This window comes from Mesorhizobium sp. M0500 (assembly GCF_040321165.1).
Taxonomy (GTDB): domain Bacteria; phylum Pseudomonadota; class Alphaproteobacteria; order Rhizobiales; family Rhizobiaceae; genus Mesorhizobium.
Map to the genome: position 1 here is coordinate 334,124 of NZ_JAMYRB010000002.1, position 21,709 is coordinate 355,832.

Genomic DNA, 21,709 nt, shown 5'->3' on the forward strand with positions numbered 1-21,709 from the left:
CCATCAAAAATGCACCCAGTTCCGCAGGCTGGTCCAGGTCTTGCGATCGAGGCGGTAGCGCTCGACCGGCACCTGACCGGCAACGATCGAGTTCAGCATGCCCTGGCCGGCATACTGGAAGCCGCATTTGTGGATGACCCGGCGCGAGGCCGGATTGATAACCCGGGTCGAGGCGTGCAGCACCTGGATCGTGGTTCTCTGGAAGGCAAGATCGACCAGTGCGTGCGCTGCTTCCGTCGCGTAGCCGCGTTTCCAGTACGGCTCGCCGATCCAGTAGCCGAGCTCCAGCCCACGATCCGTAGTGTTGAGCCCGGCACAGCCGACGAAGGTCTCGGTGCCGGCCAGCGTCAACGCATAGGCGATTCCGGCCCGGCGCGATGCCGTCATGGCCAGGAAAGCGCGTGCCTCCGCCTCGCCATAGGGATGCGGCATGCGAGCCAGCATTTCCGCGACATGGCGGTTGTCGGCGAGCGCCACCAATTGCTCGATGTCGCTTTCACGCGGGGCACGCATGACCAGCCGCTCGGTCGCGAGCACCGGGCAATCTATCGTGTAACTTTCGTCGTCTGTCGCTTCCGCTTCGGCAACCATGTCAGTCCTCCAGGCAAGAAAAAAGGGAGATGGAAACCCATCTCCCCTGATCCATTTCCTGGCTTGGCCAGACACCGGTCCCGAGATGGGTGCCGGTGTTCTCGTGCGGAACCGGCTACTCCGCTGCCTTCGTCATCGGGTTCACCGATACGTAGGTTCGGCCATTGGCTTTTTTGTTGAAGGTGACTGCGCCAGCTTCGAGCGCAAACAGCGTGTGGTCCGTGCCAATGCCGACATTGGTGCCGGGATGCCACGTCGTGCCACGCTGACGAATGATGATGTTGCCCGGAATCACGGCTTCGCCACCGAACTTCTTCACGCCGAGCCGCTTGGAATGGGAGTCGCGACCATTGCGCGACGATCCGCCAGCTTTCTTGTGTGCCATCTAACTACTCCGATGCGCCGCGAGGCGCCTAAACGATCTTATGAACGCGTTCGCGTTCCGTTTCAAGTCCGATCCGGCGCCGATTGCGCCGGTTCGTTCTACTTCTTCGCCAATTCCTTGGCCTGCTCGCGCCAGTCCTTGATCTGGTCGGCGCTGAACGGCATGTGCTCGTCGATCTTGGCGACGTCCTTGTCGGACAGCTTGGCGATCTGGGCAAAGGTGGTGATGCCCTGTTCGTTGAGCTGGCCGGCGGCGACCGGGCCGATGCCCTTGATCACGGTCAGGTCGTCCGGCTCGCCCTTCGGCGCCTTGAACAACGGCGCGGCGGCTTCGGCAGCCTTGTCCACGGTCGTCTCGGCCTTGGCTTCCTTCTTCGGCGCAGCCTCTGCCTTCGCTGCTGCCTTCGGCGCGGCTTCAGCCTTCGCCTCGGTCTTGGCTGCAACTTCGGCCTTCGCTTCGGTCTTGGCGGCGGCCTTCTTCGCCGGCTTGGCGCCACCCAGCAGGATTTCGGCAATCCTGACGGTGGTCAAAAGCTGGCGATGGCCGATCTTGCGGCGCGAATTCTGCCGGCGGCGCTTCTTGAAGGCGATGACCGTGCGGTTCTTGCCTTGCTCGACGACTTCGGCGGTGACCATCGCACCATCCACGAACGGCGCGCCGAACGTGACGTTTTCGCCTTCGCCATGCGCGAGCACATTACCGATCTCGACGATGTCGCCGACATTGGCTTCGAGTTTTTCGATCTTCAGGAGATCGTTGGCGGCAACGCGATACTGCTTGCCGCCCGTTTTGATGACTGCGAACATTTTTTGCCTTTCGCTGTTCGGTCGGCCTTGATGAACCGCTTCAGGCGGTTCGGCCGTCTTTTTGTCAGTCTGCGGGTTCAAAAAACAAGCGGCGCGGAAGATCCCTCCACGCCGATTGCGCGCTGTCCCTAACCGAAGGTTCGGCTTGAGTCAAGGCAAGCGCCGCGGGCAAGCTGCGAATGGGTTGAGCCCAGTCCTAGCAAATATCGAGCAGCGGCTGCCGGAGGCTCGAAGGAAGCACGGACAGAAGCTGCGGCGCCGGGGCAGATTGGCCCTTGTAACCTGCCTGTCCAGCCGTTATCTAGTGCGCCGCGCCGGCAACGGCGGACCATGACCGCGGAGAGGTGGCAGAGTGGTCGAATGCACCGCACTCGAAATGCGGCATGGGTGCAAGCCCATCGGGGGTTCGAATCCCTCCCTCTCCGCCACTTCGGAATGGTGTCCAACCCGGACCCATAGGTAACAGCATCTCTCATCGCGCCGGTAATGGCTTAAGATCGCGGGCCTATGCAGCCTTCCGCCGCAATTGGCTCACGCTCAGCCACACCGCCGAAACAAGGAAGTAGAGGGCGCCTACTGCGGCATAGCCGGCCACGTTGGAGATCGATGGCGGCATCGGCATCCGCGCCTGCGCGATGAAAAACGTGCCTGCCAGTGCCGATTGCCCTCCGCTCAGGACCATCGCCCACTGCGCACCAGAGCTCTTCCAACGGCGGACGGCGGTGCCGAGTTGAAGCAGGCCGGACAGGATCGCCCATAGGCCGAACACGCCCAGCACCCAATTCATGCTCATCTTCAGCGCAAAAACGACCGCGAGCGTTGTCGCCACACTGACCACGACGTTGATGGTCTGGGTGCGATTCTGTCCCAATCCTCCGCTGCGCGATGCGTCGACAAAATTGGCCAAGGCATCCCATGCAGGATAAGCCACGAGTAACACCGCCGCGACCACCCCGGAATGCTGTCCCATCGTAAAGGCAGCCGCCACCCAGACAGCCGAGAACGCCGTCCGAGCGAAGTAATAGAGCTTGAGCCATTGTTCCTGGCTGGCGCGGGAAAGATCGCCACTGTGAACCGTCATTGGATCGTCCTTTCGACTAGTAGGTAGGGACTCTCGACGAACGTCGCAGAGTGATTGCTATTATGGTTTAGTTGAGGTCTAGGCCCGTATCCGGGGGGAAGCGCGGAGCCGCTCCAGGAGCGGGCCCGTCACGACGGCGAATGTCTTCGGATCGCCATAGGCCCGTGCTGAAAGCATCGCGCCGTGAACGGTCGCCATGAACGCTTCAGCCTCGGCACGAGGGGTACTCATCAGTCGAAATTGGCCGTGCCGCGCACCGCGCTCCAGCACCGATGTAAGCCACGCTGACAGCGAGCGGAAATGCGCCCGGACCTCAAGGCCAACTTCCTCGGGCAGCACGGGGAGCTCGCTTGCCAACAGCGCGCAGATACAAAACGGGGCGCTGGCGTTCGCGATGCAGGCTTCCCAATACCCGGCATAGATCCGCAACTGTTCGAGCGGATCGGATTCGTGAAGTTCGACATTTGCCATCCCCGCTTCAGTTTCTTCGCGATACCGCGCAACCAGCGTCCGAACCAGATCGACCTTGCTTGGGAAATGGTGATGGATGCTCGCCTTACGGATCCCGACCACTTCAGCAATGTCGGCATAACTGAAACCGTTGTAGCCGCCAGCGACGATCAGTGAGCGTGCACAAGCCAGGATGTCATCAGAGGTGGTAGACAAGTTGCTCATGCTTTTACCTACCTTCTGGTAGGATGGCAGTCAAGCCTCCTTGCAACGCGAGTAGCGTGAAATTGCGTGGCTATGGCGTAGACGTCATTCGATCTTCATTGTTTTCGGCCCGCCATCCATTCAGAAAGCTCCGGGTGTTTGTCGATCGAGGTAGCCATCCCACTTCGAGGACGAGGCAACACCCTCCGGCCGACCGGACCACCGCTAATCGCCGTGCGGCACTAGGCGTTTGCACCGACTGCGCTATCTCCCCATCGTTAGCTTGTTCTATCGCTGGTTGAAGACTGGGAGGTTTCCATGGATCGGCGGCTATTTTTGACAGGAATGTTTGGCATTGCCGGGGCCGCGGCCCTTGCAAGCACAGTTCGGCCAATCAACGCAGTGGCCGGCGTTCCAACTGCCAGAAGCGGCATTCTCGATGAACTCGAGGCGCCGGATGTCGAGACCTTCGACGACGACGAAACTCAAGCAGAGTTGCAACCAGTCTATCATCGCCGGTGGCACCGGCCGCGCCGGCGCCGCCGGCGCGCTTGGAGAAGGGTCTGTCGCGTTTACTGGCGAAATGGCTATCGGCGCAGGCGGTGCTTCCGCAGGCGCGTTTGGGTCTGGTTTCGATTCTAGCAACTGGCCGGCTTGAACCCTGGCCATCGCGGCCGGGGTTTTCGCCCCAGGCGGCCGTTAGCGCCCTTAGGGAGCTTTCCTAAGGGCGCGGAGGAGGCTGACGGTGTTTGCAGGTTTCAGAGCCACCAGCCTACGACTGGACGATACGACGATTTTCGCAAGGGTCGGAGGCACCGGTCCGCCGCTGCTGCTTCTTCACGGTTTTCCAGAAACGCATCTGATGTGGAGGGATATCGCCGCAGCCTTGGCGCTCCGCTTCACGGTGGTCGCCGCCGACCTTCGAGGCTATGGGCAAAGCGGATGTCCGATTTCCTCTGCCGATCATAGCCCATACGCCAAACGCGCCATGGCCGGCGACATGGTTCAGGCCATGAAGCAAGTGGGTTTTGAGCGGTTCATGGTTGCCGGGCATGATCGTGGCGGGCGGGTTGCCTATCGCCTGGCGCTGGACCATCCCGACAAAGTGCTCAAAATCGCCGTCCTCGACATCATCCCCACCGCCGCAACATGGGATCGGGCGGATGCCAGACTGGCGCTTGGCTTCTGGCCCTGGAACCTTCTTGCCCAGCCGGAGCCCCTACCGGAGCGTCTGATCGGCGCGGCTCCCGATGCTGTCGTCGACGATGCAATAACGCAGTGGGGATCGTCAGCGAAAATGGTCTCCAAAGAGGTCAGGAACGCCTATGTTGATGCGCTTCGCGATCCCGCGCATATTCATGCCATCTGCGAAGAGTATCGCGCCGCTGCGACGATCGATCGTGAACATGACGCGTTGGACCACGCAAACGGTCGTCGCATCGACTGTCCGCTACTGGCGCTATGGAGTGGCGAAGGCGCCCTGGAGAACTGGTATGCGCAAGAAGGCGGGCCGCTGGCCATCTGGAGGAAATGGGCCGACAGAGTGGCAGGACGCGCTGTCCAAGGCGGGCACTTTTTCCCGGAAGAGCACCCCGACAAGACGGCAGCGGCTCTCTCGGAATTCTTTGAAGACAAACAGGTCGGTCAGCACAGAGTATTGTAGAGGTCACATGCTTCAGTTACGCGGAACCTCGCGAGCGCTTCGCGGCCCTAAATCGAGAACCCTCCGAAAATCCGCCCGTCCGGCATCAACGTGCTTGATAAGGGAATGAAGGCGATCTCCACGGCCACGCCTCTGATATGCAGCCTCATGTTTGTCGGAAGTTGCGCATCGCCTTTGCCGGCATCCTTTGATGCTGCGAAATACGACAAGATGAGTTGCGTCGAGCTCAACGTGGCGATAGGCGCGGTCGCCGACGAAATGTCGGCGACAGCCATCGCTCGTGGCAAAGTCGTCCACACCAACATTCCGGGCTGGCTGTTGGGAGGGCAGCGTGTCGCCTCGACCGTGGCTGCCCGCCAGAGTGCGAAGATCGAGCGCTTGCGGCAGCAGGAGGCTGCGATTGCCGCGGCGAGACGAAGCCGGTGCTAATCGTCTCTTAGCCGTTCGATAAAACGCCTCTTATGGATATGCCGATCGCGGATCGCCTGCAGCCTGCGAGCAAAATCGTGGGTCGTGCCACATTCCTCGGCGATTGCCTTGAGGTCGAGCAGAAGGCTGGCGGCCTCATCGTAGCCGGGAGGGTTGCGGCGTTCGATCTCGCTCTCCACCTCACGCCAGACGCTTTCGCCGCGCCGCGAGAGCGCATCGAGCCGAATACGGCGGGCGCGCGCCTCTTCCGCCGCCTGCCGTTTTCTTTCAGCCTCTCGTTGCTCCTCCTGCGCGCGCTCGCGGGCCTGACGGATCGCCTCGGCACGGGCTCGCAGTTCGCCGGCCGAGCGGGGAACAGTGGCCATGGGGCTTCCAACAGAGACTTTCAACATCGAGCGATTCCGGACGAACGCCCGAAGCTCGTTTTCAACATGCCGATCGCCGTCGACGAGACGAACGAGCAGCGTCGTCTTTTCATGATCGGACAAGGCGCCGACTGAACGCCGGACCATATCCGGCGACAATTCCATTGTCGTGCCGGCGGGACGCTCGGCCGCCGCAGCGACGAGGTCGGCGTCGAGCTGAAAGAAGCGCGCGAAAGCGTCGAGCGCGGGCGTCATCGGGCCGATCCCCGGCAAAGGCTCCGCCTCGTCCGGCTTGACGGAACCGATCTCGGCCGCCTTCAGCCACAGCAGGTAGAAAAGCCTCAGATCGCCGCCGAGCACGTCGGCGCGCAGCGGCGCCAGTGCTTCGAGCCAGTGCGAGTCGTCGTCCCAATTATCCCAATCGTCCGCAGGTTCCAGTTCTTCGCACAGGATATCGACGATCAGGTTCTCGCCGGACGTGCTGATCTCGAGGCAATCGACCGCATGCAGGAATCCCTCGAGACGCTGCCGGTCGATTAATCGCGCTGGAAACCGGATCATCAGCCGGTGGGTGCCCCAATTCGCCAAATAGAGATGAAGATCGAACCAACGCCGCATCAACGCGACCGGATCGCCTTTGAAGTCGCCCCACTCGTAGAAATTCGTGAAGCTCGTGGCCGTAATCCGCGCCCGCGTCGACACATCGCGCAAGTCCCGGCGATCCGCTTCGCTGAGTGGGCGGTCGACCGCCCGAAACTCGTAGTATTGATATTCGCTCATGCTTGCTTGGCTGCTGGCCGATCCTCGTCCCACAGGTCAGTTCAGGATAGAGCTGTGTCGAGATCGAACTCGCCCCGTCTGGCACTTTCTGCACAGGAATTTGCCGTTTGTGCGGATGAACTGTTGAAAGGCAGCCGGCCTGTCGTAGATTTGGCAAGCGCGAACGGCAGCGAGGATGCCATGAAGAAGGAAGAACTGGACTCCGTCCTTGGCCGGGGCAAGCCCGGCTTCGATCTCGGTCCGATAGAAGATCAACTACATGCCGTGGCAAACGAGCAGCAATTGCCGGATGTCGCAATCATTCACTGCATAGCGAGGATTGAAGAATCGGCTCCCGCGCTGCGTGCCGTCGTCACAAGAGCGGCCGAAGGAGAGGCTCTGTCGCGGGATGATCAGATGCTGCTCTTGCGAGGCATCTACATTCTGGGCGGCGCTCGCGACACTAGAACGTTCGGGCCCTTGTTGCGCCTGCTGCGCCGGCCGGGACGCGACCTCGATGACCTGCTCGGCGACGTGGTGACCGAGAGCATGGCGCGTATCGTCGCCGGCGTATTTGATGGCGACGCCGACGCTTTGTTCAGCTTGATCAGCGACCGCTCCGTCGATGAATTCGTCCGCGATGCAGTTTTGGGCGCAGCGACCTTCCTGACCTGGGAAGGCCGCATCGAGCGTGACCGAATGCGAGATTTTCTCGAGCGGTTCCACACCGAGAGGCTGGCCGATGACGACGATTTCGCCTGGATCGCCTGGCTGGGGGCGATCGCCCTGCTTGGCTTGCGCGATCTGGCGTCACTTGTTCACAGCGCATGGAACGACGGCCGCATCCCCGAAGGGGTAATCGACCGCCGCGATTTCGAAGACGATCTCCTGGCCGCCGAGCAAAGCCCAAACGACATCGATCGATTCGAGCGCGCCGCTTTCGGCTATATCGACGACGTGCTTGAAGCGTTGGAATGGACCAGCCACCTTGAGTATTTTGGCGAGGAAGATTGGCAATCGCCCTTGCCGGAACAAACTTGGCTCGACGAGTTATCGAGATTGACAGCGCCGGTCACAAATCCTTGGCGCCATGTCGGACGCAATGATCCGTGTCCCTGTGGAAGCGGCAAGAAAGCAAAGAAATGCTGCCTGGCAAACTAACCTGTTACAGTGTCGCGCAATTGCGAGTTTGATTTTTGGCTACCCTCACGCCGACACACCGGATTGATGCGCAGCGATCGCGCCGAGGAATATCTCGCCGAAATCCTTGAGCTTGGCGGCGCCGACGCCGTTGACCGCGGCGAAGGCGTCCAGATCACGCGGGCAGCGTTCGGCCATATCGATCAGTGTACGATCCGAAAAGATCACGAAGGCCGGCACCTGGCGTTCCCGGGCAAGACGCAGCCGTACAGCCTTGAGCGCGGCCAGCAGCACCGAATCCAGACCTTCCGTGCCTGCTGCGGTATCCTGTATGTTGCGTATCTTGCCTCGCGATGACTGGCGCGCGTCCACGCGATACCGGAATGAGGCCTCGCCCCGAGCCAGCGCACGGCCCTTCTCGGCAATGGCGAGGCCGCCATGGCCGGCTGAGTCCAATGTCAGGAACCCTCCCGCGACGAGTTGGCGGAGCAGCGACAGCAAGAAACTCCTTTTATGCGCGACACCGGTGCCGAAGCTGGCAAGCCTGTGGTGGTTCCTGTCCAGGACCTTCTCGGTCTCATGGCCGAGCAGGACATCGACGACATGGGCGACGCCGAAGCGCTCGCCGGTCTGTGCGATCGCCGCCAGGATGATCCGCGCCTCCGCCTCGCCATCCGCATGCGGCGCCTGATCAAGGCAGTTGTCGCAATTGCCGCAAGGCGAGGCGTTTTCGCCGAAATAGCCAAGCAGGATCTGACGCCGGCACTGCGTCGTCTCGCAATAACCGATCAGCGTTTCGAGCCGGCCATGCGCGCGCCTTTTGTGCTCAGCCGGCGCATCCTCGTCTTCGATGAAAAGCCGGCGCATGCGTATATCGCCGAGACCGAACAGCATATGTGCCTCGGCCGCCCGCCCGTCGCGGCCCGCCCGCCCGATTTCCTGATAATAGGCCTCCAAGCTGCCCGGCAGGTCGGTGTGGAAGACATAGGCGACGTCCGGCTTGTCGATCCCCATGCCGAAGGCGATGGTCGCCACCATCACCACGCCGGACAAGGTCATGAAAGCGTTTTGATTCGCTTCACGCGCGTCCTTGCTCATGCCGGCATGATAGGCCAGCGCGCGTACGCCGTTCCGCTCGAGGAACGCCGCCATCTCTTCGGTCTTTTTGCGTGACAGGCAATAGACGATCCCGCTGCGGCCCGCATGGCGCTGCACGAAGCCGAGCAGTTGGCGCTTGCTGTCCTGCTTGGGCTCGATGCCTAGTTTGATGTTCGGCCGGTCGAAGCCGAGCACCACGGTATCGACGCGCCCGTCGAACAGTTGCGCGGCAATGTCGGTGCGCGTCGTCTCGTCCGCCGTCGCCGTCAACGCAATGATCGGCACTTTCGGGAAGATATCACGTAGTCTCGACAATTCTTCGTATTCGCGCCGGAACGCCGGTCCCCATTGGGAGATGCAATGTGCCTCGTCGATGGCGATCAGCCGGACATCGAGCTTGGTCAACGCCTCGAGCATTCGCACCGTCATTAGCCGCTCCGGTGCAAGATAGAGCAGGCGCGTCTGGCCTGCCGCGACACGGCGCCATGCAGCGACATTGGCATCGCGGTCGAGCGAGGAATTGATCGTATCGGCCGCCACGCCGGCAAGGCGCAATGCGGCGACCTGATCCTGCATCAGGGCCACCAGCGGCGAAACGACAATGGTGAGCCCGCCCAGCACCAGCGCCGGGACCTGGTAGCAGAGCGATTTGCCGGCGCCGGTCGGCATGACGGCCAGCACATGATGCCCGGCCAGCAGCGCCTCCATCACGGCCGCCTGGCCGAGACGAAAATCATCGAAGCCGAATACATCCCTGAGGACGCGCCGTTTGGAATCCTCTGCAGGGATGCTCGCTGCTACCTGCATTACAGAACTTTCGGGGATACGACCTGCCGAAATGCCGCGGCGAATCGCCAGGTGATTGCCTGGACAGCAGATTCGAACATTTATCGACCCCTCTGGTCCTGTCCGCGGCACCGCCTGAGGCGAACTTCTCTCTCATTGGCCGATATGAGGCCGTCGTTCCAGCCCCTATTCGCCTTGGCTGTGAATATCGCACCGCTTCGGAGCGGTTAATCCTATCTTCACCATCATTTGGCAGGTTCAGGTTCTGCGGTGATGTTTTGAGTACCGCGGCGCCACAAGCGCCCAGGCAACACGCCCGCGTCTCTCCGGAGGCGCGGGTTTTTTGTTCCGAGAACCGGCTACCTGATCTTCAGGCCCGCAGCTCAGTCGAGGAAATCGGCGCGGTGCGGCGTAAAGCTGTCGACCAGCCGTCCCGCCTCCAGCGCCTTGACGCCATGGACAAGGTTGGACGGGACGATGAAGCTGCTTCCGGCTTCCAGGATTTCGGTCCTGCCGTCGATGGTGACTTCGAAGCGGCCTTCGGCGACATAGCTCGCCTGGACGTGCGGGTGCGAGTGCAGCGCGCCGACGCCACCCTTGTCGAAACCGAATTCGACCATCATCAGCTCATCCGTGTGCAGGAGCACGCGCCTGCGGTTGCCATCCGGCGTCGGCGTCCACGCAGCCTCGCCGGCATGCGAGAAGATTTTGGTTCCGGTCATCGCCAAACTCTCACCTTTTGTTGTTCATCGTGCCAGCCAGCCGCCGTCCACCGGCACCACCGCGCCGTGCATGTAGTTGGACGCTGGCGCCAGCAGGAAGACGGCTGCGTCGCCGATGTCTTCCGGCGCGCCCCAGCGGCCGGCCGGAATGCGCGCCAGGATCGAAGCGCTGCGGTCGGGATCGGTGCGCAGCGCCTCGGTGTTGTTGGTCTCGATATAGCCCGGCGCAATGCCGTTGACATTGATGCCCTTTGCCGCCCATTCACATGCCAGCAGGCGGGTGATGCCGAGCACGCCGTGTTTGGAGGCGGTGTAGGAGGCGACGCGAATGCCGCCCTGAAAGCTCAGCACCGAAGCGATGTTGACGATCTTGCCACGCCGTCCAGATTCGGCAAGCACGCGCCTGGCAAAACTCTGGCTGAGGAAGAACACCGTCTTCAGATTGACGCCCAAGACGTCATCCCAGTCGGCTTCGGTCAGGTCGACCGCATCGGCACGCCGGATGATGCCCGCATTGTTGACCAGGCCATCGAGCGGTCCGGTGCCGTCCCAGACGCGGTCAAGCATCGCCTGGGCAGCTGCATCATCACCAAGGTCGCAGCGGACCGCCTCGAAGCGGCCGCCGACAGCCGCAATCTTCTCCGCCGTCTCGTCCATCGCCGACCGGCCGACGCCGACGACCGCGCCGCCTGCGCGGGCGATCGACACGGCGATGCCCTGGCCGATGCCGGTATTGGCGCCGGTGACGAGGATGCGCTTGCCGGCAAGGCTGAAGGCCGAGAGATCGCTCACTTGAGCTCCTCCATCGCCACCAGGTCGACATCGGTATAGTCGACATTATCGCCGGCCATCGCCCAGATGAAGGCGTAGTTGGAGGTGCCGGCGCCCGAATGGATCGACCATCCCGGCGACAGCACCGCCTCCTCGTTGCGCATGACGAGATGGCGCGTTTCGTCCGGCTCGCCCATGAGGTGAACCACCCGCGCCGCCTCCGGCAGGTCGAAATAGAGATAGGCCTCCATGCGCCGGTCATGCACATGGCATGGCATGGTGTTCCAGACGGAACCGGGGGCAAGCTGCGTCATGCCGACGACAAGCTGACAGGTCTTTACCCCATCGGCATGAATGAACTGGAAGATCGAGCGCTCGTTGGAGGTTGCCTGGCTACCGAGATCGAGCCGCTTGGCATCGCCGATGCGGATCAGCCGGTTGGGGTGGCCCTGATGCGCCGGCGCGCTGAGCAGGTAGAACTTAGCCGGCGCTGCCGGATTGGTCGCAGCGAACGATACCTCATCCGTGCCCATGCCGAGATAGAGCATGTCGCGCGCCTGCAGCTCGTAGGATTGGCCGCCAGTTTTGACGACGCCTGCACCGGCGATGTTGACGATGATCATCTCACGGCGGTCGAGAAAATTCTTGGTCCCGGTCGGCTTGATCGCCTGCAGCGGCAGCGGTGCGCCGGCGGGCACGGCGCCGCCGACGATCATGCGGTCGTAATGGGTGTAGGTCAGGCCGATGCGGCCGGGCTGGAACAAGTCCTCGATCAGGAAATTGTGTCGCAGCTCGTCCGTTCCCATGGCTGCGGCAGAAACAGGATCGATGGCGAAGCGGGAGGTGAAATCCGTATGATTGTCGGTGTGATTCATTGCTGTCCCATGGGGCTGCCTCAATTGCTTATTCAGTTGCCGCGGCCTTGACCGAGTCGGCATAAAAAATCTGGCGCGCGTGCAGGCGCTCGCGATAGCGCTGCTGGCTGGCACCGAGATGCGCGCGCATCGCCTCCCGCGCCGCTTCGGCATCGCCTGCCGAGATGGCGTTGAGGATCATCAGGTGTTCGCGCTGCAGGCCGCGCTGGTAGGCGTCGGACTGTGCGAACTCGGTCGACCAGGGCGAGGTCACATCGCAAGGAATGGCGCGCCGGCCGAGCACGTCGAGCATCTCGACATAGAACGGATTGTTGGTGGCGCTGGCGATTGCGCGGTGGAAGGCAAGGTCGGCCGGTCCAGTCGGCTCGCTGTTGAGGAGCAGCCGTTCGAACTCGAAGAAGGCTTCCTGGATTGCCGCTTCCTGCGCGGCGTTGCGCCGGATGGCGGCGAGCCCGGCGGATTCGATCTCGATCGCCAACCTGACTTCGAGCACGTTGAGGGCAATCGAATCCTTGCTGCCCATCTCCGCTGTCAGAGCACCGAACGCTGTCGAGATATGCTCGGTGACGAAAACGCCGGCGCCTTGGCGCGGCTCGACCAGGCCGTCCGCGGCAAGCTTGGCCAGCGCCTCGCGTATTACGGTGCGGCTGACCCCGAAGGTTTCAGTCAGCTGGCCCTCGGTCGGCAGCTTTTGCCCAGGCTGGATCTCGCCCGCCTGCAGCTGCTTGCGGATCGCCGCGACGACGGTTTCCGAAAGCTTCGGTCTTCGTTCGACGCGGAGCCCGACGGCAGTGTCCGATGCCATGTCGCACCCCCTATTTGAAGACGCTCGGCAGCCATAGCGAAATGGCCGGAATGTAAGTGACGAGCGCCAGCACCACGAGGCCTGCGCCATAGAATGGCCAGATCGAGCGCATCGATTCCCAGACGGATATCTTGCCCACGGCACACGCCACGAACTGCACTGCGCCCACCGGCGGCGTGTTCAGCCCGATGCCGAAATTGAGGATCATGATGACGCCGAAATGCACCGGATCGACGCCGTAGGCCTGCGCCACGGGCAGGAAGATCGGCGTGCAAATGATGATCGTCGGCCCCATGTCCATGAACGTGCCGAGGAACAGCATCAAGAGGTTGAGCAGCAGAAGCACGACCAGCGGATCGTCCGAGATCGCATTCATGGAGGCGATGAGCGCTGCCGGCACTTTCAGGAAGGCCATCAGCCACGAGAACGCCGCCGCCATGCCGATGATAAGCAGCACCATGGCAGTGGTGCGCACGGCGCCATGGGTGGCATGAACGAACCCTTCCCAGGTCATCTGCCGGTAAACGAAGACGGTCACGAGCAGCGCATAGATGACGGCGATACAGGAACTCTCGGTGGCGGTGAAGACGCCCGATCGCACGCCGCCGAAGATGATCGCGATCAGCAGCAGGCCGGGCACCGCGACGGCGAAAAGATGCGCGACCGCGGTGAAGCCCGGAAACGCCTCGGTCGGATAGCCGCGGGAGCGCGCCACGATATAGGCGGTGACCATCAGCGACAGGGCCAGCAGCAGGCCCGGGATGATACCGGCCGTGAACAGATCGGCGATCGAGATCTTTCCGCCTGCCGAGATCGAGTAGATGATCATGTTGTGCGACGGCGGCAGCAGCAGCGCGATCAGTGCCGCCATCGACGTGACGTTGACGGCGTAGTCCGCTCCATATCCACGCGCCTTCATCTGCGGGATCATCAGGCCGCCTACCGCCGCTGCCTCCGCCACCGCTGAGCCGGAAATGCCGCCGAACAGTGTAGCGGTTGCAATGTTGACCTGCCCGAGGCCGCCACGCAAATGGCCGACGAGCGAGCCGGCGAAGGCAACGATCTTGCTGGCGATGCCGCCGCGCACCATCAAGTCGCCGGCGTAGATGAAAAACGGAATGGCCAGCAGCGAAAAGACGCTCATGCCGGAATTCAGGCGCTGGAACACGATGAGCGGCGGCAGGCCCATATAGAGGACGGTGGCGAGGCTTGCGACGCCGAGGCAGAAAGCGATCGGCGTGCCGATAAGCATCAGCAGGGTGAAGACGCCGAAGAGAATCCACAGTTCCATGGCGTCAGACCTTCACGTTGGCGGTGTCGAGTTCGGCTGCGACTTCGGCTGGCGGCAGTTCATCGAGGGCATCGTCGATCGGCGCGCCGGAGAGGCGAAGCACGATGCGCTCCAGCGTGAAGAGCACGATGAGCGCGCCTCCCGCGACAAGCGGGACATAGTCCCAGCCCCCCGATATGCCGAGTGACGGCAAGACGGAGCCCCAGGTCAATGCGACCAGCTGGCTGCCATACCAGATCATGCCGATGCCGAAGGCGAGCGCGACAATATCCGAAATCATCCGCAGCCAGCGCTTGCCGCCTTTCGGCAGCACGTAGAGCAGTACGTCGAAGCCAAGATGGTAGTTCTCGCGCACACCGACGGCAGCGCCGAGGAAAATGAACCAGCTCATCAGCATCACCGAGCCGGGCTCGGTCCAGCTCGGCGAGCGGTTCAGAACATAGCGGCCGAACACCTGCCAGGCGACGAACGCGGTCATCAGCACCAGCCCGATGCCGGCGATCGACAGCGCCGCCGTGCTGACGCGCGACATCACTTGCGCGACGCCGGACAGGAGCGGTGTTGGTTTTGGGCTGGAAGTCACCGGTTGTCTCCCCAGGAGGATGGCGGCACGGAATGTCCGCGCCGCCGGTTGATCACTGCACGGCCTTGATGGCTTCGACCATCGCCTTCAGCTTGTCGTCCTTGACGTGCTTCTCGTAGACCGGCCCCATCGCGTCGATGAAGGGCTGCTTGTCCGGCGTCGTGATCTGCGAACCGGCCGCCTCGACCTTGGCGCGCGATTCCTTGACCTTGGCGGTCCACAGCTCGCGCTGCTTGGCGACGCTTTCCTTGGCGGCCGCCTTGAAGATCGCCTGGTCTTCCGGCGTCAGCTTGTCCCAGCTCGACTTCGCCATGACGAAGGCTTCCGGCACCATCGTGTGCTCGTCGAGCGAATAGTACTTGGCGACTTCCGCATGCTTGGCGGTGTCGTAGCTCGGAAAATTGTTCTCCGCGCCGTCGATCACTCCGGTCTCAATCGCCGAATACACCTCGCCATACGGCATCGGCGTCGCGTTGGCGCCGAGTGCCGCCACCATGTCGACGAAGATGTCGGACTGGATGACGCGGAACTTCATCCCGGCCATGTCGGCTACAGTGTTGATCGGCTTCTTCGAATTGTAGAAGGAGCGCGAGCCGCCGTCGTAAAAGGCGAGCAGCACCAGCCCGACCTGGTCGAACGCCGCCGCGATCTGGTCGCCGATCGCCCCGTCCATGACCTTGTGCATATGCTCTTCCGAACGGAAGATGTAGGGCAGCGAGGGCACGGTGGTCTCCGGGATGAGCCCGTTGAACGGCGCCATCGAGACGCGGTTGAGATCGATCACGCCGGTACGCACCTGCTCGATCGTGTCCTTTTCCTCGCCGAGTTGCGCGGAAGGATAGATCTCGACCACATAGCGGCCGGCCGTGCGCTCCTTCACCAGCTCGCCGAAATATTTGACCGCCTCGACCGTCGGATAGCCGTCCGGGTGGGTGTCGGACGAGCGCAGGACCGTCTGGGCGCTTGCCGATCCGGCCAGCAGTGCGGCGGCAAGTAGCGTAGCTCCCGCCAGTCTTGAAAAATGCAGCATTGGTTTCCTCCCGTTTGAACGATGGCGGCAAGCGCCGTTAGAGCCGGTACGCCTTTTTCGCGAGCGTATAGGCAAGTTCCTGCGCCAGCTCGTGCGCCTCGTCCTCGCCGAGCCGATGCTCGGCGACGAGACGCGCCAGATATGCGCAATCGACCCGGCGCGCCACATCATGGCGGGCCGGTATGGATGGAAAGGCGCGGGTGTCGTCGTTGAAACCGACGGTGTTGTAGAAACCGGCCGTTTCGGTGGTCATCTCACGGAACCGGCGCATGCCTTCGGGGCTGTCGTGGAACCACCAGGCCGGGCCGAGCTTCAATGCCGGGTAGACGCCGGCGAGCGGCGCCAGCTCGCGCGCATAGCTGGTCTCGTCAAGGGTGAAGAGGATGATGGTGAGGTCGCGCTCCAGCCCGACGCAGTCGAGCAGCGGCTTCAGCGCCGTCACATAATCGGTTCGGATCGGAATGTCGAAGCCTTTGTCCCTGCCGAACCTGTGAAAGATAGAAGGCGAATGATTGCGCCAGGAGCCGGGATGGATCTGCAGGACCAGCCCGTCGTCGCGGCTCATCTTGGCCATCTCGGTCAGCATCTGGGCGCGAAACAGTTTTCGCTCGCGCTCGTCGTCCGAGCCCCGGCGGATGCGGTTGAACAGCTCCTGCGCGGCGGCATCCGAGAGATTGGCGGTTTCGGCCGTAGGATGGCCGTGATCGGAGGAAGTCGCGCCGAAACTCTTGAAGAAGGCGCGCCGCTGGCGGTGCGCCTCGAGATAGCCGGTCCAATTGCCGGTATCGCACCCGGTGATCTCGCCAAGCCGGTCGAGATTGGCCGAGAACCCTTCGAAGTCGGGATCGACGATCGCATCCGGCCGATAGGCGGTGATGACGCGGCCCTCCCAGCCGCTGTCGCGGATCATCTGGTGCCATCTGAGATCGTCGAGCGCGCCTTCGGTCGTCGCGATGACTTCAATGTTGAAGCGCTCGAACAGCGCTCGCGGGCGAAAATTCTCCCACTGCAGCAAGGTCGAGATCATATCGTAATGGCGGTCGGCGGTTGCGGCCGTCAGCGGCTCGTCGATGCCGAACAGATGGGCAAGCACATGGTCGAACCACAGCCGGGTCGGCGTGCCGCGGAACAGGTAATAATGCTCGGCGAAGCACCGCCAGATCGTTCTGCCGTCGGTTTCCACCGGCGAGCCGTCAAGCGTCGGCACACCAAGCTCCTCAAGCCGAACGCCCTGGCTGAACAGCATGCGGAAAATGTAGTGGTCCGGCACGATCAGCAACTGCGCCGGATCGGGAAACGCCTCGTTGAGCGCATACCAGCGCGGATCGGTGTGGCCGTGCGGGCTGACGATCGGCAGGTCCTTGACCGCGGCGTAGAGATCACGGGCCAGCGAACGCGGGCGCGCCTCGGCGGCAAACAGCAAATCCGGATCCGTCAATGCGGCCACGCAAATCCTCCCAATCCGGACATCGGTAGGGTTGGAAAGAAATAATGTCAACATACAAAAACTGGGTTGTTGTATGATGACTTTTCGTCGGCCATTGCCCATTGTGCGTGACGGCATCGGGTGTTACGCCGCCTGACAGCAGTGACCCAACAATCTCGATCAGACACGTGGCGCAATGACCAATAGACGCCTTTCCAACAGCACGCTGAAGGCACTGCCGGCTTCGGTCGCGATTCCGCGCTACGACCGCGGCGGCGTCGCACCTGGCATCGTCCATCTCGGCGTCGGTGCCTTCCATCGCGCCCACCAGGCGGCCTATGTCGACGACTGCCTGGCGGCGGGCGAGGCGGACTGGGGCATTGTCGGCGTGTCCTTGCGCAGTCCTGACACGCGCGACGCACTGGCGCCGCAGGATGGCCTCTACACGCTGGCGATCAGGAGCAGCATCGGCGAAGAGCTGCGCGTCGTCGGCTCGATCCTGTCGCTGCTGGTGGCGCCGGAAGATCCGGCTGCGGTGCTCGCCGCCCTGACCGATCAGCGCACCCGCATCGTCACGCTCACGATCACCGAAAAGGCTTATCTGAGAGCAGCCGGCGGCGGTTTGGACAGCACCCATCCGGACATCGTCCATGATTTGGCTAGCCCGCAAATGCCACGGACGGCGCATGGTTTTCTCACCGAAGCGCTGTCGCGCCGCCGTGCCGCCGGCATCCAGCCTTTCACCGTGCTCTGCTGCGACAACCTTCCGGCCAATGGCGCCACGCTGCACCGCCTGCTGGTCGAATTCGCCGCGCTGCGCGATTCCAGGCTCGCCACTTCAGGCGATGCCAGGCTCGCCGCTTCAGGCGATGCCAGGCTCGCCGCACACATTGCCGACGGCGTCGCGTTTCCGTCGAGCATGGTCGACCGTATCGTGCCGGCGACCACCGACGCCGACCGAGCGCGTATCGCCGTCGAGCTCGGCGTCGAGGATGCCTGGCCGGTGATGACCGAGCCGTTCTGCCAATGGGTGGTCGAAGACGATTTCCCGGCTGGCAGGCCGGCCTGGGAAAAGTTCGGCGTCACCATGGTCGGCGACGTCGGGCCCTTCGAGGACATGAAGCTGCGGCTGCTCAACGGCTCGCATTCGGCAATCGCCTATCTCGGCCTGCTCAGCGGCGACGACACGGTCGACCGCGCCTTTGCCGATCCGGCGATCCGGCAATTCGTCGACGGACTATGGGCCGAGGCGATCCCGACGCTGCCGCAGGACGCCGGGCTCGATACGGCCGGCTACACGGCCCAGCTCGCCGAACGCTATTCGAACACGGCGCTCGCCCATCGCACGGCGCAGATCGCCAATGACGGCAGCCAGAAGCTGCCGCAGCGCATCGTCGCCTCGGCCCTCGATCGACTGGGCGCCGGTGACCCGCCCGCGCATCTCATGCTGGTGGTGGCGGCCTGGATCGCCGCTTGCGAGGCGCGCGGCAAAACCTTGCCGGAAGCCCATTTTACCGACCCGATCGACGCTCGGCTTACGGCGCTCGGCAGCCGGCCGGCTGATGAGACGGTGACAGCGATATTCGATCTCGCCGGCTTCGCCAAGGACCATTCCCACCGCATGACACTGATCGATCTGACGGCAGCCCATCTCGAGCGCCTGCGGCGGGGCGGCACTGCCGCAGCTTTGGCGGCGCTTGGCATAGGGAGTGAGAAGCCATGAGACAGACCTGGCGCTGGTTCGGGCCGGACGATCCGGTGACGCTTGCCCATGTCCGTCAGGCCGGCGCCGTCGGCATCGTCAGCGCGCTGCACCACCTCAACGACGGCCGCGCCTGGCCGGCAGACGAGATCGCCAGGCGCAAGGCCGAGATCGAGGCAGCAGGGCTGACCTGGGACGTGGTCGAGAGCATCGTCGTGCATGAGGACATCAAGACCCGCAGCGGCGGCTGGCGCAGCCTGATCGACAATTACAAGGCCTCGATCCGCGCCGTCGCCGCCGCCGGTATCAACACCGTCTGCTATAATTTCATGGCGATCACCGACTGGACGCGGACGGACCTCGATTACCCGATGCCGCATGGCGGCACGGCGCTGCGCTTCGATGTCGTCGAGCTCTGCGCCTATGACGTCTTCATCCTTGAGCGAGAAGGGGCGGAGGCCGATCACCCACCGGCCCGCGTCGAGGCCGCGCGTGTGCGACTGCAAGGGATGAGCGACAGCGACAAGGCAAGGCTGGAGCGCAACCTGATCGGCTGGGTCCCGGCGCGCGAATTCATCTTCGATCGGGCAAGCTTCCGCCGCGCCCTCGACCTCTACAAGGACGTCTCCACCGAAGGCCTGCGCGAAAACCTGTTTGCCTTCCTGCGCGAGATCGTGCCGGTGGCCGAAGAGGCCGGCCTCAGGATGGCGATCCACCCCGACGATCCGCCTTTTTCGCTGTTCGGCCTGCCGCGAATCGTTTCCAAGGCAGCCGATGCCCGCGCGCTGCTCGACGCCGTCGCTTCGCCGGCAAACGGGCTGACACTGTGCACCGGCTCCTATGGCGCGGGCGCGCAGAACGATCTGCCGGCAATGGCAAAGGCCTTCGCCGAAAACATCCATTTCGCCCATCTGCGCGACGTCACCAAGGAGCCAGACGGCTCTTTCCACGAAGCCGAGCACCTCGACGGCGACACCGACATGGTGGCGGTCGTGTCGGCGCTGATTGGCGAAGAGCGGCGGCGCAAGGCAGCCGGCAGGGCGGACTGGCAGGTGCCGATGCGTCCCGACCATGGCCACGCCATCATCGACGACATCGGCAAGAAGGTGAACCCCGGCTATTCCTGCATCGGCCGCCTGAAGGGCCTCGCCGAACTGCGCGGCGTCATGCGCGCAGTAGAGGCACTGACAGTTTGAGCTACTTGCTCGCCTGGCCGTTCAGCGTCTGTCGAGACGAATAATCGGTACCTTTGGAATTCCAGAACAGCCGCAGGGCCTTGCCGACCAGATTTTCATAGGGAACAAACGCGACACTGAACCGGCTGTCGGAGGCATTGTCGCGGTTGTCGCCAAGCACGAAGTAGTGGCCTGCGGGCACCTCAAACACGCGCGTATTGTCGCCGATCGAGTTGTCGGCGAGGTTGAGAACGGAATGGGTGACACCCCCCGGCAAGGTTTCGCTTTGGAGCTTGGCTCTCGAGAACTCGTCGGACGAAAAAGTACCAATATCGTCGAGTCCCACCGCGACATCGTTGATGTGAAGCACCCCGTCGATGATCTGGATCTTCTCGCCGGGAAGGCCGACAATCCACTGGATGTAGTCCACGCTCGGATCGGGCGGGAACTTGAAGACAACCACATCTCCCCTTTTGGGTTCCGCGCCGAATATACGTCCATCAACGGGAAGCAAGTTGAACGGCACGCTGTAGCGGCTGTAGCCGTATGCCATTTTGGAGACGAAGAGATAGTCGCCTTCCTGCAACGTCGGCACCATGCTGCTGGAGGGAATCGAAAAAGGCTGGAGCAGGAACGCGCGTATTGCGAATGCAGCCGGATACGAGGTCAGAAAGACGAGCACCAGCACCGAAAGCCCACGCGCGTACCATCTGTCCGGCTTGAACCGGTGCGCGAAGGGAACAACGATCGCTGCCCACAGGGCCATCAAACCGATCCCTGAAAAATTGGCCCACCAAGCAAGATCGACGCCAGGCAATACCGGAAAGCCAATGTAAATAAGCGCGAAAACGACGACGCTGATCACCACCAGGCTGGCGACCGCCAGTTTGCCGCTGCCGATCCAGAGGAACCCGCCAAACGGGCCGCCAAAGGCCGAAACCAGGGCCGTCGACCATCTGGATCGCGAGATAGTTTCTTGTTGCACTGCTTGTTCTGTCATCGGCCACCCCCCACGCCAAGGCAGCCAGACTGTCCACCAAACAAAAAAGCGGGGCAAGCCCGCTTTTTCAGTTAGTCATTTGACCGGAACTCACGCCGGCAACAGCGCACCTTCAAGCGTCGTAAGCTGGTTGAGGAACTGCTCGGCCTTGCTGCGGGTCTGGTCGTCCTTGGCGTCGGCGGCGTCTTCCCTGGCCTCCTGGATGCGGCGGGCAAGGTCGGCGCGGTCGATGTCGCCGACGGCTACCGCCGATTCCGCCAGAAGCGTGCAGCCGGCCGGAACGATGTCGGCAAAGCCGCCGAACACCACATAGCGCTCTTCCTTGCCTTGCGCGGTCTTCAGCGTAACGACGCCCGGCTTGATTGTGGTCATGACCGGCGCGTGATGCGCCATGACAGTCATCTCGCCTTCGGCGCCCGGAATGACGACGGATTCGACCTGCTCGGAAACCAAGAGGCGCTCCGGCGAGACCAGTTCGAATTTGAAAGCTTCAGGCATGATCAGTTTAGCGACTGGTGAATGGTGAATGGTGAACGGTCAGAAAGAATGACCTTCACTCAGCCCCGATTTCC

22 protein-coding genes and 1 tRNA gene are annotated in these 21,709 nt (G+C 62.6%); 6 read left to right on the forward strand and 17 right to left on the reverse strand.

Translation table 11 applies throughout. The features are described 5' to 3' along the window. Window positions 1-3: 3 nt before the first annotated feature. From NKI70_RS05460 to NKI70_RS05470, 3 genes are all read right to left on the reverse strand, one after another. Complete coding sequence (locus NKI70_RS05460) at window positions 4-591, reverse strand: GNAT family N-acetyltransferase (RefSeq protein WP_352471260.1); 588 nt, start codon at window positions 589-591, stop codon at window positions 4-6. 115 nt (window positions 592-706) lie between these two features. Continuing rightward, window positions 707-976 (reverse strand): 50S ribosomal protein L27, encoded by a 270-nt coding sequence (gene rpmA / locus NKI70_RS05465; protein ID WP_023678077.1) that lies wholly within the window; start codon window positions 974-976, stop codon window positions 707-709. Between the two features lie 98 nt (window positions 977-1,074). After that, entirely contained in the window at window positions 1,075-1,782 is a 708-nt protein-coding gene (locus NKI70_RS05470; RefSeq protein WP_023678078.1) for a 50S ribosomal protein L21, read from the reverse strand. Between the two features lie 338 nt (window positions 1,783-2,120). Between NKI70_RS05470 and NKI70_RS05475 the strand changes: the two genes are divergently transcribed. Then, window positions 2,121-2,210 (forward strand) — tRNA-Ser (locus tag NKI70_RS05475). A gap of 77 nt (window positions 2,211-2,287) precedes the next feature. Here NKI70_RS05475 and NKI70_RS05480 read toward each other — a convergent pair. Both NKI70_RS05480 and NKI70_RS05485 read right to left on the reverse strand, forming a co-directional pair. Continuing rightward, a complete protein-coding gene (locus NKI70_RS05480) occupies window positions 2,288-2,863 on the reverse strand; it encodes a DUF308 domain-containing protein (RefSeq protein ID WP_352636892.1) in 576 nt (191 codons plus the stop codon). A 78-nt stretch (window positions 2,864-2,941) separates the two neighbouring features. Continuing rightward, a complete protein-coding gene (locus NKI70_RS05485; protein WP_352724355.1) occupies window positions 2,942-3,538 on the reverse strand; it encodes a TetR/AcrR family transcriptional regulator in 597 nt (198 codons plus the stop codon). Window positions 3,539-4,262: 724 nt separating this feature from the next. Here NKI70_RS05485 and NKI70_RS05490 point away from each other — a divergent pair. Both NKI70_RS05490 and NKI70_RS05495 read left to right on the forward strand, forming a co-directional pair. Beyond that, window positions 4,263-5,180 (forward strand): alpha/beta fold hydrolase, encoded by a 918-nt coding sequence (locus NKI70_RS05490; protein WP_352574631.1) that lies wholly within the window; start codon window positions 4,263-4,265, stop codon window positions 5,178-5,180. A gap of 210 nt (window positions 5,181-5,390) precedes the next feature. Then, entirely contained in the window at window positions 5,391-5,609 is a 219-nt protein-coding gene (locus tag NKI70_RS05495; RefSeq protein ID WP_352450887.1) for a hypothetical protein, read from the forward strand. On the opposite strand, the gene NKI70_RS05500 is transcribed toward NKI70_RS05495, so the two are convergent. After that, a complete protein-coding gene (locus NKI70_RS05500; RefSeq protein WP_352574629.1) occupies window positions 5,606-6,754 on the reverse strand; it encodes a hypothetical protein in 1,149 nt (382 codons plus the stop codon). The genes NKI70_RS05495 and NKI70_RS05500 overlap by 4 nt on opposite strands. A 54-nt stretch (window positions 6,755-6,808) precedes the next feature. Here NKI70_RS05500 and NKI70_RS05505 point away from each other — a divergent pair, with 54 nt between their 5' ends. Next, window positions 6,809-7,894 carry a DUF1186 domain-containing protein gene (locus tag NKI70_RS05505; protein WP_352724357.1) on the forward strand — a complete coding sequence of 362 codons (1,086 nt, stop codon included), beginning with the start codon at window positions 6,809-6,811 and terminating at the stop codon, window positions 7,892-7,894. Window positions 7,895-7,939: 45 nt separating this feature from the next. Here the strand turns inward: NKI70_RS05505 and recQ are convergent, their stop codons facing one another. The 9 genes from recQ to uxaC form a co-directional block, all read right to left on the reverse strand. Beyond that, window positions 7,940-9,778, reverse strand: a complete 1,839-nt coding sequence (gene recQ, locus NKI70_RS05510) for a DNA helicase RecQ (RefSeq protein WP_352574626.1) — start codon at window positions 9,776-9,778, stop codon at window positions 7,940-7,942. A 362-nt stretch (window positions 9,779-10,140) separates the two neighbouring features. Continuing rightward, window positions 10,141-10,479 (reverse strand): cupin domain-containing protein, encoded by a 339-nt coding sequence (locus NKI70_RS05515; RefSeq protein ID WP_352574624.1) that lies wholly within the window; start codon window positions 10,477-10,479, stop codon window positions 10,141-10,143. A gap of 24 nt (window positions 10,480-10,503) precedes the next feature. Further along, window positions 10,504-11,271, reverse strand: a complete 768-nt coding sequence (gene kduD, locus NKI70_RS05520; RefSeq protein WP_352574622.1) for a 2-dehydro-3-deoxy-D-gluconate 5-dehydrogenase KduD — start codon at window positions 11,269-11,271, stop codon at window positions 10,504-10,506. Continuing rightward, on the reverse strand, window positions 11,268-12,125 hold the full coding sequence (kduI, locus tag NKI70_RS05525; RefSeq protein WP_352574621.1) for a 5-dehydro-4-deoxy-D-glucuronate isomerase: 858 nt from the start codon (window positions 12,123-12,125) through the stop codon (window positions 11,268-11,270). The genes kduD and kduI overlap by 4 nt, the downstream gene beginning before the upstream one ends. Before the next feature lie 28 nt (window positions 12,126-12,153). Further along, window positions 12,154-12,930, reverse strand: a complete 777-nt coding sequence (locus NKI70_RS05530; protein ID WP_352574619.1) for a FadR/GntR family transcriptional regulator — start codon at window positions 12,928-12,930, stop codon at window positions 12,154-12,156. 10 nt (window positions 12,931-12,940) lie between these two features. Then, window positions 12,941-14,221, reverse strand: a complete 1,281-nt coding sequence (locus NKI70_RS05535; RefSeq protein ID WP_023678089.1) for a TRAP transporter large permease — start codon at window positions 14,219-14,221, stop codon at window positions 12,941-12,943. A 4-nt stretch (window positions 14,222-14,225) separates the two neighbouring features. Beyond that, entirely contained in the window at window positions 14,226-14,753 is a 528-nt protein-coding gene (locus NKI70_RS05540; protein WP_023678090.1) for a TRAP transporter small permease, read from the reverse strand. Between the two features lie 103 nt (window positions 14,754-14,856). Further along, the gene (locus NKI70_RS05545) at window positions 14,857-15,834 is read right to left on the reverse strand and encodes a TRAP transporter substrate-binding protein (RefSeq protein ID WP_023678091.1); all 978 of its coding nucleotides are present in this window, start codon (window positions 15,832-15,834) and stop codon (window positions 14,857-14,859) included. Window positions 15,835-15,871: 37 nt separating this feature from the next. Further along, window positions 15,872-17,281: a glucuronate isomerase gene (uxaC, locus tag NKI70_RS05550; protein WP_352621449.1), complete on the reverse strand. Its 1,410-nt coding sequence runs from the start codon at window positions 17,279-17,281 to the stop codon at window positions 15,872-15,874. A gap of 175 nt (window positions 17,282-17,456) precedes the next feature. Here uxaC and NKI70_RS05555 point away from each other — a divergent pair, with 175 nt between their 5' ends. After that, complete coding sequence (locus NKI70_RS05555; RefSeq protein ID WP_352574614.1) at window positions 17,457-18,983, forward strand: mannitol dehydrogenase family protein; 1,527 nt, start codon at window positions 17,457-17,459, stop codon at window positions 18,981-18,983. Next, window positions 18,980-20,158 carry a mannonate dehydratase gene (gene uxuA, locus NKI70_RS05560; protein ID WP_352724358.1) on the forward strand — a complete coding sequence of 393 codons (1,179 nt, stop codon included), beginning with the start codon at window positions 18,980-18,982 and terminating at the stop codon, window positions 20,156-20,158. Before NKI70_RS05555 ends, uxuA begins: the two co-directional genes overlap by 4 nt. A 1-nt stretch (window position 20,159) precedes the next feature. Here uxuA and lepB read toward each other — a convergent pair whose 3' ends face one another. Beyond that, window positions 20,160-21,137: a signal peptidase I gene (lepB, locus tag NKI70_RS05565; RefSeq protein ID WP_502898917.1), complete on the reverse strand. Its 978-nt coding sequence runs from the start codon at window positions 21,135-21,137 to the stop codon at window positions 20,160-20,162. A gap of 90 nt (window positions 21,138-21,227) precedes the next feature. Further along, entirely contained in the window at window positions 21,228-21,635 is a 408-nt protein-coding gene (locus NKI70_RS05570) for a F0F1 ATP synthase subunit epsilon (RefSeq protein ID WP_023678096.1), read from the reverse strand. Between the last annotated feature and the right edge of the window lie 74 nt (window positions 21,636-21,709).

Excerpts from the sequence above, each read along its gene's own strand:
- NKI70_RS05460 (WP_352471260.1), bottom strand. The coding sequence starts at position 591 with ATGGTTGCCGAAGCGGAAGCGACAGACGACGAAAGTTACACGATAGAT.
- rpmA (WP_023678077.1), bottom strand. The coding sequence starts at position 976 with ATGGCACACAAGAAAGCTGGCGGATCGTCGCGCAATGGTCGCGACTCC.
- NKI70_RS05470 (WP_023678078.1), bottom strand. The coding sequence starts at position 1,782 with ATGTTCGCAGTCATCAAAACGGGCGGCAAGCAGTATCGCGTTGCCGCC.
- NKI70_RS05480 (WP_352636892.1), bottom strand. The coding sequence starts at position 2,863 with ATGACGGTTCACAGTGGCGATCTTTCCCGCGCCAGCCAGGAACAATGG.
- NKI70_RS05485 (WP_352724355.1), bottom strand. The coding sequence starts at position 3,538 with ATGAGCAACTTGTCTACCACCTCTGATGACATCCTGGCTTGTGCACGC.
- NKI70_RS05495 (WP_352450887.1), top strand. The coding sequence starts at position 5,391 with ATGAGTTGCGTCGAGCTCAACGTGGCGATAGGCGCGGTCGCCGACGAA.
- NKI70_RS05500 (WP_352574629.1), bottom strand. The coding sequence starts at position 6,754 with ATGAGCGAATATCAATACTACGAGTTTCGGGCGGTCGACCGCCCACTC.
- recQ (WP_352574626.1), bottom strand. The coding sequence starts at position 9,778 with ATGCAGGTAGCAGCGAGCATCCCTGCAGAGGATTCCAAACGGCGCGTC.
- NKI70_RS05515 (WP_352574624.1), bottom strand. The coding sequence starts at position 10,479 with ATGACCGGAACCAAAATCTTCTCGCATGCCGGCGAGGCTGCGTGGACG.
- kduI (WP_352574621.1), bottom strand. The coding sequence starts at position 12,125 with ATGAATCACACCGACAATCATACGGATTTCACCTCCCGCTTCGCCATC.
- NKI70_RS05530 (WP_352574619.1), bottom strand. The coding sequence starts at position 12,930 with ATGGCATCGGACACTGCCGTCGGGCTCCGCGTCGAACGAAGACCGAAG.
- NKI70_RS05535 (WP_023678089.1), bottom strand. The coding sequence starts at position 14,221 with ATGGAACTGTGGATTCTCTTCGGCGTCTTCACCCTGCTGATGCTTATC.
- NKI70_RS05540 (WP_023678090.1), bottom strand. The coding sequence starts at position 14,753 with ATGTCGCGCGTCAGCACGGCGGCGCTGTCGATCGCCGGCATCGGGCTG.
- NKI70_RS05545 (WP_023678091.1), bottom strand. The coding sequence starts at position 15,834 with ATGCTGCATTTTTCAAGACTGGCGGGAGCTACGCTACTTGCCGCCGCA.
- NKI70_RS05555 (WP_352574614.1), top strand. The coding sequence starts at position 17,457 with ATGACCAATAGACGCCTTTCCAACAGCACGCTGAAGGCACTGCCGGCT.
- uxuA (WP_352724358.1), top strand. The coding sequence starts at position 18,980 with ATGAGACAGACCTGGCGCTGGTTCGGGCCGGACGATCCGGTGACGCTT.
- lepB (WP_502898917.1), bottom strand. The coding sequence starts at position 21,137 with ATGACAGAACAAGCAGTGCAACAAGAAACTATCTCGCGATCCAGATGG.
- NKI70_RS05570 (WP_023678096.1), bottom strand. The coding sequence starts at position 21,635 with ATGCCTGAAGCTTTCAAATTCGAACTGGTCTCGCCGGAGCGCCTCTTG.